Here is a 12,108-nt window from a genome sequence, read left to right on the forward strand (position 1 = left end):
AGAACCTGGAACTGCGGGGACGATTGGACCCTATTTGGAAGCAATACTGCTCTCCGCACAGCATTTTCAGGTACGAGCGCTTACAGTATGACGAAGTCCGCGCTTACCGGATTCGTTCGAGGCACCGCGATCGATCTTGCTCCGCGTGCCATTACCGTCAATAATGTCCAACCCGGTCCAACGGCCACGGAGGTGAGTTCACCTCATGCCGTGATTGTCGTTATGAGTGAAAACCAAATCGTGAACAAACTAGGTTCGATATACCAAATGCCATACACACCTTTGTTGTCAAGCGCCGGATTTGGATGGAAGGGCTTGGTCGTCGAACGCTATCAAGCGCCGCCAACCGAATTGCCAGACCTTCCGGCTGCTCATCATATTGTTGAGCTTATGTCTCAGCAGCATGTGTCCCTTGGGGAACGCCCTGATTGGAAGGGACATCTACGACCATTCACGAAGTATCCAGGGACGTGCAATTTGTTCCCGGGTAGAATACGACCAAAACTACGCTCATTTACCCAGACAGACTTGATCGTGTGTGGATTGGACCCAGACTTTGTCGAGGAAGTTTCAGAGGAACTTGATTCGAACCCAGTCGCGCAACTCCGAGTGCAGATAGATATCCGCGATGAATCGTTAGGTTACCTTATGAGGCTTTTGGAAAATGCGGCGAAGCACTGGGAACCGTCTAACAATCTTTATGTCGATCACTTGATCTACTCGTTCACCTTGCGTCTGCTGTCTCTCGGACAAGACAAGCAATATACAAACATACCCCAAGGGGCGTTACCAGCTCACAAGCTGCGGCGCGTCATCGAGCGGATGAACGCTGATTTGGATACCGATCTCGACCTCAAGACGATAGCAACCGAGAGCGGGTACAGCAGAAATCACTTCCTGCGTATGTTTCGGGCGGCCACAGAGTGTACACCTCATCAATATTTTCTGCGACTGCGCATCGAGAGAGCCCAATCGTTGATGAAAGATCGATCGCTTAGAATTATCGATATCGCAGAATCTTGTGGCTTTACGAGCCAGTCACAGTTTTCGCATGTATTTAGGCGAGTTATCGGGGTAACACCACGGCAGTACCGTCGTGACACTTTGTAGTGCTTTATGACAAAACCGGGGTTCGATTAGCAAAATGCTCCACGCCATGCTCACTAAGCTTGGCGCATGACAAACACTAAAGTTGATTTACATCTAGAAAATCAATATCAAACGGACTTCGCGGACCGGGTGCGGCTCAATCAGCAAAAGCTCACAGCTGAGCTAAAACCGCATTATGACTTCATCGTATGTGGATCGGGCTCCTCCGGTTCGGTGGTGGCGCGTCGGTTGGCTGAGAATACCGATGTCAGCGTATTGCTGCTTGAAGCGGGCGGCACAGACGACGTGCCCAATGTCACAGAATCGCTCCAATGGCCCACGAATCTCGGCAGCGAACGCGATTGGAATTTTTTTGCCCTTCCGAATCCGCACCTCAATGGCCGCGCCATCCCACTTAGTATGGGAAAAGTTCTCGGTGGCGGCTCAAGCATCAACGTGATGGCATATTCTCGCGGGCACAAAGCTGATTGGGATTTTTTTGCATCGGAAGCCGAAGACTCGGCCTGGAATTATGAGTCGGTGCTGAATATGTATCTGCGCCTCGAAGATTGGCATGGCGCACCGGACCCGAAGTATCGCGGGATCGGTGGTCCCCTCTACGTGCAACCAGCGCCGAACCCCAACCCAATCTTCCGCGCCATGCTCGAGGGGGCTCGCGAGGCCGGAATTCCTACCTTTGAACATCCCAACGGACGCATGTTAGAGGTGCCCAGTGGAGCGGCTATTCAGGACATACGGGCTCGCGATGGCAAGCGTCAATCTGTCTTCCGTTCCTACACCTTTCCGTACATGGACCGCCCAAATCTCACCGTGTTGACCCACGCAACTGTCCTGCGGCTCGTCATCGAGGGCAAGCGAGCGACCGGCGTCGAGATTTCGCACAATGAAAAAACTCATCGGATTAATGCTGAAAACGAGGTTGTACTGTCCCTGGGTGCAATCAATACGCCGAAGGTGTTGATGCAATCCGGTATTGGCGACCAAGTTGAATTGAAGCGTATCGGAATTTCACTTGTGCAGCATCTCCCTGGAGTAGGTCAAAATTTCCAAGATCACGTAGGGTTAAGTTGCATCTGGGAATCTGAACAGGCGTCGGTTCCAACGGATACCGGCAATGGAGCTGTACTCTTCTCGACGAGTGGTCTAAGCGCTGAAAGCAACATTCAGATACATTTAGCGGAAGTTCCGATAGCCAATGCGACGACCGCCGCCAAATATAACCCTCCTATGAATAGCTGGACACTCTTCGGCGTGCTCGTGCGTCCGAAGAGTGTGGGCAACCTGCAGTTGACCGGACCAAATCCCGATGATCCCATCCTGATAAACACCAACATGCTCTCCCATCCCGACGACAGGAAGGCTGCCATAGCCTGCGTAGAGCTCTGTCGCGAAATAGGCAACTCGTCCGCACTGAAGTCCTATGCCAAGCGTGAGGTTATGCCCGGAAATGTCAATGAGGGCGAGCTGGAAGATTTCATTCGCGACGCGGGAATGACCAGTTGGCACCAGACCTGCACCGCCAAGATGGGACGCGATGCGATGTCGGTCGTGGACAGCAATCTCAAGGTCTACGGAATAGAAAACCTTCGCATTGCTGACGGCTCCATCATGCCACGAGTGACGACCGGCAATACCATGATCCCTTGCGTCGTCATCGGCGAACGAGCCGCGGAGGCCATGAAAAAGGCACATGGAATATGAGGCGCTAGAGTCGCAAGGGCACTGTTGCATTACTCGGTTTAGGAGGAAGGGAAGGTAGGAACGTTAGGATGGGCAGTTATTCCGTAGCTTTCCTCAATGAGCAGTACCTACCTTCTGCTTTCTCCTCAACATCTAGCATTAAGTTGAACCTGGTATATCGGTGTCAAGCAGAAAGGAAAGGTGCTGGGAGTGGAGGAGTGCGAGGAGCGTGCGAGATAGCTCGCGTGCGATGTAGGTTTTCAGGAGTCGGAGCGCGGAGCGTTTCGTCTTTCCCACGAAGCATCGCTTTCTCGAAGAGCCTCTTAGATCGACTGTCGTTTTCAACTAATAGGTAGATTGGTTCGATCGGTAGAGTAATTTCGTGGCAAAGAAACACAGGCAGCAGAATCCGGCCGGCCCGGGAAATGAACCGGAAAGTGCGACGGATATCCGCAACCACACCGAAAAGATTGATGCCACCAGCAATCTCTATCGATTAACTACAAATTCTACTCATTTGCTAAAAACGACAGCGGGCAAGCGTGGTTGTTGGATTAAGATGCCCCGGTACGCGAACTCCTAGAAATGCAATTTTCATTTATCGCTCTTGGGAACCAGATAGCTAGATCCCTACTAGTGTGGTTTGTGGAATTATTTGTCGTAGATTTTGAGGCGATATTTGTCGTACAGGCTGCGCAACACGGCGGACCGGAGCACTGTTGAGAGCGGACCAAAGCAATCGTCTACAAGTAGATCGAAGCCCCGGGGCAATGCTGGTCTCGCTCAGGCACCTAGTGCCGAGCGACAAATATCGCTACGACAAATAATTCCTCAAGCTACAGGCATGGCGAAGCTAGATCATCTGGGCCGGGATAGAGCAAGTAAAGGAAGGTTACGCGGCAGATGAGCAAATCTCGCTCTGGCTATCGGCCTTGTCTGATTACCGGCAAGACGGAAGTTTCACATATTAGATCAACGATTTACCGACCCCGGGGTTGAGTTACTCTTCAGCTCACTCTGGGTGCTCTTCACGATTTCAGGTTTGGACTAAATGCCTTGTAACCACGATCCAGACAGCATTGCAAATACCGAGGGGCTATACAGCTACGCTCTGGTTTTGACCCACAATCCGGCCGAAGCTGAGGACCTGGCACAGGAGACATATCTTCGCGCCCTACAGGCAATTGGTTCGTTGCGGGCGGACAGCAACCTAAAGAGTTGGCTCTGCACCATCCTGAGAAATATCTGGCTAAACCAGTTGAGAAAGCAAAGGCTCAGGCCGGGACTACATGAGGAAGATAGAGACCAAACACGTGCGGGCTGCGATCGAAAAACTGCCTTTAGAATTACGAGAGATCATTTGCTCCGGGAATATGAAGAGCTAACTTATCTGGAAATAGCGAGAGTTCTGGCCTGTCCCGCAGGGACGGTAATGTCGCGTTTGGCAAGAGCACGTACATGACTCCGTACAGTCCTTTCGAGACCCTGATGCAATCCACGAGATTGTGCGGCGTTCAAGTGAATGTTGCCGTAGCTAGCTATGATGGAGAGCTCTACGTCGACCAAGATCCTGAGTGGACCTTGAGTTGTAAGACTCCCACAATTAGCAAACGATAAGTCGCGAGCAATACAACCGCGAAGTCCATCGTTACGATGGGACAATCCGTCGCGTTCCTGGCATAAGAAAAAAGCAATCCGCTATCAATTGTGTTTCTGTCCAAAGCCATCGCACGCTTGGTGCGGCGAGGGTTTTCAAGGTTCTACTAGCCCGCACAAGAAGGGGAGTTGATGCGGGTCCTGTTTGCACCTTGCCTAAATCAGGAATAAGTAAGCCTACAGAGTGTTTTGTATACAGATGCATGGTACTAAATCGAGCCGGCTCGCCCGCTGTGGCGAAGGACATTCGAAGTGAGGTTCGCTTTGCCCCCCCATCACGATCCGAAAGTCGAGACGCTCCCCTTAGGACCTTCGCGAAATAGGTCCCGATCTATCAGAACTCAAGAAACGGCGCCGCAGATAACTCAAGTCTCGACATCATGTTGTCCGGCAGACTCTCAGTGTCCGCCAGGCCAGATATCGATTGTCTCCCCGTTCACCGATAAGGTTGAGGAAGTAGCGGCTGAACTCTCCATCCTACATTTGCGCATTGAACTAATCGAGATGCTGCGAATCTCGCAGCGGGCGGTGGACTATGCGATGAAGGCTTACGAGTCGGGACGCTATGAGTATGCACAGCATGCTCGCTCAGGAAGCGACAGGTTGGACTACCTCAGCCATAAGCTACTAATTTCAACGTCGAAGTGCCGCGAGGCACAGAAACCTGATGGCACGAAGTTGGCCGTTAAGGAGTCCGTGCGCAAAATAGCCATGGCGTTGTACTTCACATGTCAACATGCTTATGACGTGGCTTTGCGTGCGGCCGAGTTTCCAGCATGCGGCGCATACAAACCATCGACAGATCTCGTAACAATGGGGCTGCGCGTGAATTCTGCTATGCGATTATGCGTTGTGGCACTCATGAAGAAGAGGGTTGAGCATGCCGAGCAAGCTTTGCGTCAGATCAATATTTGGCAATGCGAGACGGATCAAAAAAACGGGCCACGAGGTTCACTCGCACAGCCCATGTGGGCCGGGGCTAGCTGCGAACAGTCAATCGCGATCAGCTTACTGAAGATCATGGACAATATGCATTTCATCGCATTGGCGTCGGTGGATGCGCTTATCAGCCAATTGTGAATTTCAGTGTTTGACCTTTCAACCAAAGAACGATTATCAGGGTTCTGGTGCAAACTTTCTCAGAATGAGTGACGGTATGGTTAGGGAGGAAATATTTGCAGGGTTATGCAGCAAGAACAGCAGCCCAAATGTCAGGAGCGGCTACGGGTCTGCCCGGCAAGGTCCCGATCTTGAATTGATGTTTCCGAATTTTCTCTGCAAGTTCGATGCCGCTTATCGTTATTGTCGCTGTGTCGAATCGCTTGAACCCGAGCATCGGTCGAACCCGCTGTTTGATGCGGCGATGATCCTGCTCCACCACATTGTTCAGATATCTGCAAGATCGTATCCCTACGCGGTGCGTTATCGTTCCCACTGATTGCAATTCCGTGATGGCTCGATGCGAAGCCGCGTATGCATCGAGTGTAATGACTCGCGGTGTGCCGTGCTTCTTCATAGCCTCGCTGAAGAAGCGCTTCGCTGCCGCAACATCCCGGCGTTCGCTCAACAGAAAGTCTACCGTTCGACCCAGCTTGTCTACTGCTCGATACAGATAGGTCCACCGGCCCTTCACCTTAATATAGGTCTCATCACAACGCCATGACCTACCCACTGGCCGAGAGTACTGACTCCAGCGCTTCTCAAACTCAGGAACAAAGCGTTGCACCCAACGCAGAATCGTCGTGTGCGTCACCTCAATTCCTCGCTCCGCCATCATTTGTACCAAGTCGCGAGACTCAGTTTGTATGTGAGATACCAGCGCACGCAAAGGATAATAATTTCCCGGTCAAAATGCCGTCCCTTGAACAAATCCAATACTCTCATCCTGGACCATTATCACCGTCCATTCCAACCATCTCAGAGTTTGCACCAGAACCGAAAATATCCATCTCAATTCGTTTATGTACGAACCGATTCTCGACATGTCTGACGATCATCTTCGCAAGCTTTATGCGGAGGTGAATGCTCTATAGGGGGTCCCGTCAGAAAACGGACAATAAAGCACGATAAGGGTTCCGCAGCCGTGGAAAGCAAGAAGCTGAGTATTGTTTGAGGATTCGGGTGCATGTCCGCTTAGCGCAACGATAGTTGCATTGCCCGAAAGTCGAACGCTAACTCCTTGCCTTGCCCCAACACATCCATTCCAAGATTGCCAAAAAACGTTTCACTATTGCCCACAACACTTGGTTTCATGAGAACACGCGCTGGTGATAGGGTCACAGGGTAGTTGGCCAGGTCGAAGGTCACAGAAGGCAGAGTGATGATCGGGAAGTCTTCGCTGCTGCCGATACCTTTTTGGGTGAATGTGTCTTTGTGTCCGCTTGCTATCAGAGACGGAAAGGTGGTTGCAAACTGGGTGTAAAGATCTGTGTGGACAGCGCCAGTATCCAAGGCGAAGTTCATGGGCTTGGCGTCATGTGTTAGCTGCACGCTAAATGTGGGGCCGTATCCGCACATATTTGCTGATTCGCGTCTGTATTTGGCGGGTTTGTAGGCAAGATCAAACTTGCCGTCATGCATACGCAGCGTTTGTACTGCCAGCAGAACCGGAAGACCTACGATTCCACGTTGTCCTTTAGGCATTTCGACAAAAGGCTCTGCATCATCGGCTACGACCAAGAAGGCGACATTTTTCAGTTCCACATCGCCTAGATTCAGGGTTTCTGCGTCAGCAATACGGAAGCTGATCTGGGCTCCGGTCGCCACGTTCATCTTTGCGTTCACCTTGTGTACGGTAAGTCCAAGCAGCACCGCCTGGCCTTCGCTCATCACGGAAACATTCGCGCCTGTGTCGAATATGAATGCAGTAGCGTGGCCATTGATCGTCAGGTTTGCCCCTATATTTCCATCGAACTGCACTACAGGCACGCTTCCCATTTTGCGCCGTACGAGTTTCTGATCGCCATATGCGGCTAGACCCCCAAAGAAGGCGTGCGCGTTCTGCGCATCCTTGTCCCCAGGTCGCAGGCGCAGCAGCGTGTTCACTTGCGCCAGCGCCTCGCTGTATCGCCCTTCCGCGAGCGCGTCCTGGGCAAGAAACGATGTTGCTTCCCATGCGTCATCCGATGAAGGTGCCTGTCGCTGCACTTGCCGTAGCCCTTTACGGCATAGCTTGCCTTCACGAAAGTTGCAGGCTGCCACAGCACGATAAAACAGCGGCGTTCCTGGTGCGCTGACCTTCTCGCGCATCAGGAAACAGGAATGGGCGTCATAGAGCTTCTTCAATTCCTCGGACGTAGTTTGGCTGAACCCTACGTTTGTGAGGAAAGCAATCGCTGAAAGTAGAATCCAACGCCTAAAAGCCAGTTCACCCATCAAATACCCCTTGCAGCGCTTAGATTTGATATCTTTACGACCTCGTTTTTCTGCGAGATAGTCGCCATTCGATCCTCTGGAAAGAGAGGAACGAGCTTCATTGAAACCGGCTTTACTGCAAAATTCAGGTTTGTTTGTTCGTGCGCTTCTGGATGCTGTTCACGCCACAGAACTCGAAGCAGCTCCGGCCATTCCTTACGCAACATTTGCGTTCGGGTCACCATAGCATGATGCCCCACGCAGAGCGTAATCATCAGATCGGGGTTATTGTTTCCCGGTACGCGATGATGTACGGCCAATGACCGTTTACCGCGCTTCAGGCTTGTACAACCGGGAATTCTGCAAAGGTGGCCATCTCGCGCAAGGACGGTCTCGCGATGGCCGCCGAAGTATTCCTCGTCTTGCCTCTTCAGGGTGTAGCAAGTCGCGCAGAGTCCCAACGCGAGAATCTTCTCGCACCCACAGGGACAACAGATTGCGCGTTGAATAGGCTTCTTCATCGTTTACATGACCCAAGTACGTCGGGATTCCACTGACTCAACCTCAACCATCCAACCGTGGACCTGGAACAATGCTCCATCATCGCAGCGCACAGTGAAAGTTGAATCAAGATCGCAGGTCCCAGTGATCGGGTCGTAGTCTTCCCCGCCGATAACTTCTCCCTCAACGTCGAACCCACCCCCAGTGCAAATTACTCGCATCACTTCCCTCCCCTGGCCCTGATTGATGTTCTTTTCGACTTCCTCACTTTGGCGGTAACCTTTAGCTTCACCGGTCCCGGCCTAACGATGCGGTCAATGGTGGACTTCGACACATTAAACATTGCTCCGAGTTCGTGTTTCGAATACTGATTACCGTCCCACAGCGAGCGGATCTTATTCATCTGGTCCTTTGCCAGCTTTGGCTTCCGTCCACCCAGCCGCCCGCGAGCTTTAGCGGCGGACAACCCGGCCATAGTCCGCTCTCGGATCAGTTCCCTCTCAAACTCAGCTAGCGATGCGAAGACGTGAAAGATCAAACGTCCTGCGGCATGGCTCGTATCGAACTTCTCTTTCAGAGAGACGAAAGCGACCTTGCGCCCCTGAAGAGTATTCACAATCTCCAGCAAATCGGCTAACGATCTCCCCAGCCGGTCAAGGCGCCACACCACGAGCGTGTCTCCCTCATCCAGCCGGTCAAGGCACCGGGTCAGCTCAGGCCGATCGACATTCCGGCCACTGATCTTCTCTTCGTAGATCCTTTTGCAACCGGCTTTCTTTAGCTCCGCGAGCTGGGCCGCGTTCGTCTGGTCGTCCGTCGAAACGCGAGCGTATCCAATAACCATGCAAAAAGATATCACAAATAGCGTCATAATCTAATTGTTTGTGACGTGAGTTATGGTATGGTTTAAGTGGATTCAGAACTCGCGTCAGAAGACGACTCGCAAACGTTCCACAAACCGTCGATTCTGAGGTCCTCAAATGAGCTCGATAAGCTCATTGGCGAGTTACGACCACCAAGCTTGGGAGGGCGTCGACTCGGGTATAAGAATCGTAGTCTTTTAGTTGCCGAAACCCATTTGATCGTTTGCCGCCGAAGTTGAGGTCCAGAAATCTATGGAAAAAACTTCTTACTACAACAGGCTAGGCCAGTTGAGCACCATCTGAATATCAACATCTCTCGACGGACTCTCTTTCGCAATCCCGAGAAAGCGCTGCCCATCACTGCTCACAGCATAGTTCGCATCGTAGTTCGTGAACAGCTTCAGATTCGCATCGAAGAGCCTCTGCGATTCCGCAGTCAGCCGCCCATCGACGACAGCGATCTTGGCCGCCATCATGCTGCCGTCAGCGGCAACGTAGAACAACTCCTTACCATCGCGTCGCCACCTTGGCTTGAATCCTCCACTTTTCGAAACCCGTACTCGTTGCGACCCACTGGGAAAGTCCATCACGTAAATCTCGTGCCTTCCCGTCGGATCTGAAGAGAACGCCAGCCATCTCCCATCCGGAGAAAAGCTCGGCAGCATCCCCTCGTTTCCCGAGCATCTATCGGATTCCACTGCGGTACGTCCTTGCTCCCACCCTTCATCTCCGTCCACACCGTCTCGGCATGCGCGTAGTTTGCAATGAGTTCAGCCACCGCATAGCGTCCATCAGGAGAGATAACTGCTTGCATCCCATGTGAGAGGAAAGGATGTCATCCTTGTCGAGAGTTCCGAACGGCGGCCCATGGGTGACAAGCACGTCGGTTCCTGCTGGGACCTGGTTCCAGTACTCTGCCGCACCCTGCTCTACACTGCTGAAAGCCCATTGAGGCTGAACCGGAGTCACCGGACACCCCCAAAAAGAAACCCCGTCAAGTCAAGAGAATTACGTGAAATATTGATCCTCTCGAGCAGCGTTTGAACCGGCACGATATTGTCGGACGCGATTCTAAGCAACCAGGAAGACAAAATTTCGTCATTATGACGTCGTGGATGACATGGGAGAAGAAGAGGCGACGAATTTGCGATGTTAACAACAGTGGTGTGTTGTTGTTGGCCGTGTGTACAGGTTGGATTGGTTCCGTGATTATGTGTTCATGGCGGAAGCAGCATTAGGGATTGCTGTCCGCCCGGGTATTATTACTTATTCAGTGTTGACTGTCTCGCCCTCGCCTAGTTGCTGTCATGTCGAAGCGGCTCCGATGGTGTCGACAAGCCTAGAAGGTGTAGCCGACGTACACTCGAAACGAGGGAGTTTCGCTGGCCCACAGGTTCGTCTTCATTTCAACGAACATTTTGTTTCTTTGTGCGCCCGCAAAGACGTTAAGACCGGTATTAAAGTGGAAATCGCTGAAATCGGTTTCACCGATGCTGGCCGCCCGATGGACGAAGTTGAACGATGGCCCCATGCCGATGTATGGAATCCAATCATTGTGCGCCTTATTGAAGTGGAAGGCCGCATCACCGTTCACCGCATACATGTCCGTCAATTCTCCGAAACCAAATTCCAGGTTTGGCTGGAACATCAGGCGCTTACTGAAGAAGGGACCGAACCGCGCTTCAGGGCCGAACATAAACAGTTCGGGATCAAGACCAAAACCAACGCGTCCGCCAATGTGCAATTTGCGGGCTTTCTCTTCAACTTTCAGTGATGTTGCATTCACCGGGCCAGCGGGCGTACCTTGAGCTCCCGATCCACCGTGAGCCTCGGTAGCGGAGACGTGCACCTCGGTGGTGGAGCTGGGTGGGTGCGTGCTAGAGGTGGGTGCGGCGGTCTGGGTAGTGCCTGCGACACTAGCCTCGCCGGGTTGGACCACAGTGACACGGTCGGCTACCCGCGTGCCATTCGGGCCCGGAACACTACCCTCGACGCGAACCCTAACATCTGGCTTGACCGATTCGTTGGAGACGATGTTGGGGCTGTAGGTAAACAGATGATATCGGTTTTGGTCTGATCGAACGACCAGCGTCTCCGGCGTCGTGGAAACCACCGTGCCTTCGATGATGTGCAGCACATTGACGTTATCGGCTGTTCGCGTGCCATCGACGCCCGCCTCACCACCGCGAACGCGAACCCGGTCATTTACCTTGATATCGCTGGGGGCGTTGCCGTGATAGGTGAACAGATGATACTGGTTATCGTCCGATCGAATGACGAGGGTATCGGGAGTCGTAGAAACCACAACCCCTTCGACCATATGGACGTTTTCTTGCCCCGTTTGTGCCGAAGGCGCGTCTGGAGGATTCGGTTGAGCCTGAACTGTTACAGCCAGGACGGCGGACACGCACAGAGTAGAGAGGACTTGCAGAACATGACGTCGCATAGAACTTCTCCTTTGTCACCAGAAGCATGGAACCCTGCTACAGGTTGACGATAGCTGCCACGAAGAGGTACTCGATCTTCTGAGGCATCGGGGAGCCCTTTCTTTCGCAGAGCGTCTTAGAACGCCCTACCGATCCTTGGTCTTGGCTTCCTTGCTGACATCCCTATAAAGAAAGCGACTACGATATCCTCGCGAAACGCGGGCCGGGTCCTAGTGCTCCCTCATCAGGTGTGTTGGTGACCTGAAGAGTTCGGGGCGGCGTTTATCTCACACGCTAAATGCGGCTGTCAAGTACAAATCCTCAACTGCCCATAGTGACGACAGAAAATGCTAAGAGCGCATTCCCTCCCATGGTAAATATGCATTAACTCGCGACCATCCGGGGACGGGGGAGAAACAGAGACAGGAGCAGCATTTTGCGCATGAATAGTCGCAGCCACAGCCAATTCAAGAAAAGCAACCACAAACGCCGAGAACTCCAATCCGCGAATACCTCAC

9 protein-coding genes are annotated in these 12,108 nt (G+C 52.4%); 4 read left to right on the forward strand and 5 right to left on the reverse strand.

Going from position 1 to position 12,108, the window contains the following annotated elements:
- The 4 genes from AC5S26_RS28085 to AC5S26_RS28100 form a co-directional block, all read left to right on the forward strand.
- Window positions 1–1,110 (forward strand): AraC family transcriptional regulator (locus tag AC5S26_RS28085; protein ID WP_494188261.1); only part of this gene is annotated, 1,110 nt, incomplete at its 5' end.
- 66 nt (window positions 1,111–1,176) lie between these two features.
- Window positions 1,177–2,811: a GMC family oxidoreductase gene (locus tag AC5S26_RS28090; RefSeq protein WP_494188262.1), complete on the forward strand. Its 1,635-nt coding sequence runs from the start codon at window positions 1,177–1,179 to the stop codon at window positions 2,809–2,811.
- 1,030 nt (window positions 2,812–3,841) lie between these two features.
- Window positions 3,842–4,252, forward strand: coding sequence for a sigma-70 family RNA polymerase sigma factor (locus tag AC5S26_RS28095; protein ID WP_494188263.1), 411 nt, complete (start codon window positions 3,842–3,844; stop codon window positions 4,250–4,252).
- 698 nt (window positions 4,253–4,950) lie between these two features.
- On the forward strand, window positions 4,951–5,526 hold the full coding sequence (locus AC5S26_RS28100) for a hypothetical protein (RefSeq protein ID WP_494188264.1): 576 nt from the start codon (window positions 4,951–4,953) through the stop codon (window positions 5,524–5,526).
- Between the two features lie 103 nt (window positions 5,527–5,629).
- On the opposite strand, the gene AC5S26_RS28105 is transcribed toward AC5S26_RS28100, so the two are convergent.
- From AC5S26_RS28105 to AC5S26_RS28125, 5 genes are all read right to left on the reverse strand, one after another.
- Window positions 5,630–6,330 (reverse strand): IS6 family transposase gene (locus tag AC5S26_RS28105; protein ID WP_494188265.1). Its coding sequence is split into 2 segments (ribosomal slippage): window positions 5,630–6,240 and window positions 6,240–6,330, totalling 702 coding nucleotides; the frame shifts between segments, so codons are not numbered across the junction.
- A gap of 249 nt (window positions 6,331–6,579) precedes the next feature.
- Window positions 6,580–7,821, reverse strand: coding sequence for a retropepsin-like aspartic protease (locus AC5S26_RS28110; RefSeq protein WP_494188266.1), 1,242 nt, complete (start codon window positions 7,819–7,821; stop codon window positions 6,580–6,582).
- A 700-nt stretch (window positions 7,822–8,521) separates the two neighbouring features.
- Complete coding sequence (locus tag AC5S26_RS28115; protein ID WP_494188267.1) at window positions 8,522–9,145, reverse strand: recombinase family protein; 624 nt, start codon at window positions 9,143–9,145, stop codon at window positions 8,522–8,524.
- 288 nt (window positions 9,146–9,433) lie between these two features.
- The gene (locus AC5S26_RS28120) at window positions 9,434–9,829 is read right to left on the reverse strand and encodes a TolB family protein (RefSeq protein WP_494188268.1); all 396 of its coding nucleotides are present in this window, start codon (window positions 9,827–9,829) and stop codon (window positions 9,434–9,436) included.
- Between the two features lie 674 nt (window positions 9,830–10,503).
- On the reverse strand, window positions 10,504–11,610 hold the full coding sequence (locus AC5S26_RS28125; RefSeq protein WP_494188269.1) for a hypothetical protein: 1,107 nt from the start codon (window positions 11,608–11,610) through the stop codon (window positions 10,504–10,506).
- Window positions 11,611–12,108: the final 498 nt, after the last annotated feature.

This window comes from Edaphobacter sp. FHG110511_03, assembly GCF_059115365.1.